The organism is Arthrobacter sp. ZGTC212 (genome assembly GCF_002929255.1).
In the GTDB taxonomy this organism is placed as follows: Bacteria; Actinomycetota; Actinomycetes; order Actinomycetales; family Micrococcaceae; genus Arthrobacter_B; species Arthrobacter_B sunyaminii.
This window is the reverse complement of record NZ_PJIJ01000095.1, coordinates 1-514: the sequence shown is the minus strand read 5'-3', so window position 1 is coordinate 514 and position 514 is coordinate 1. Positions and strand designations below refer to the sequence as shown.

Here is a 514-nt window from a genome sequence, read left to right as displayed (position 1 = left end):
GATCAGACCGGCGTGTTCGGCCTGGGCGATGAATGCCGCTGGAGTGAGTAGACCGCGCAGCGGGTGCTGCCAGCGCACCAGCGCCTCGGCGCCAATGATGCCTTCGGTCTGCTCCAGCTGCGGCTGGAAATTGAGTATGAATTCGCCGTTCTTCAAGCCCAGGCGAATCTCTTCCTCCAGACGCAACCGTTCCTGCACGGCCAGCTGCATGCGCGGATCGAAGAAGCGCAGGGCGTTCTTGCCGGAAATCTTCGCTTCGTACATCGACATGTCGGCGCGCTTCATCAGCTCGTCGCTGCTGCTGGCTTCGGCACCGAACAGCACCACGCCGATACTGGCGCTGCTGTACAGCGCGAGATCGGCCAGGCGATACGGCCGGTCCAGTGAGTTCAGTAGCTTCATGCCGATGTGCTCGGCCTGGCCCGCTGCGCGTAGCGGGTCATCGCCGAGGTTTTCCAGCATCACCACGAACTCGTCGCCACCCAGTCGCGCCACCGTGTCGCTGGCGCGCACC

General features: G+C 63.8%; 1 protein-coding gene. It reads right to left on the bottom strand.

What is annotated here, in order from left to right:
• Positions 1 to 514 (bottom strand): diguanylate cyclase domain-containing protein (locus CXQ89_RS18075; protein WP_146067321.1); only part of this gene is annotated, 514 nt, incomplete at both ends.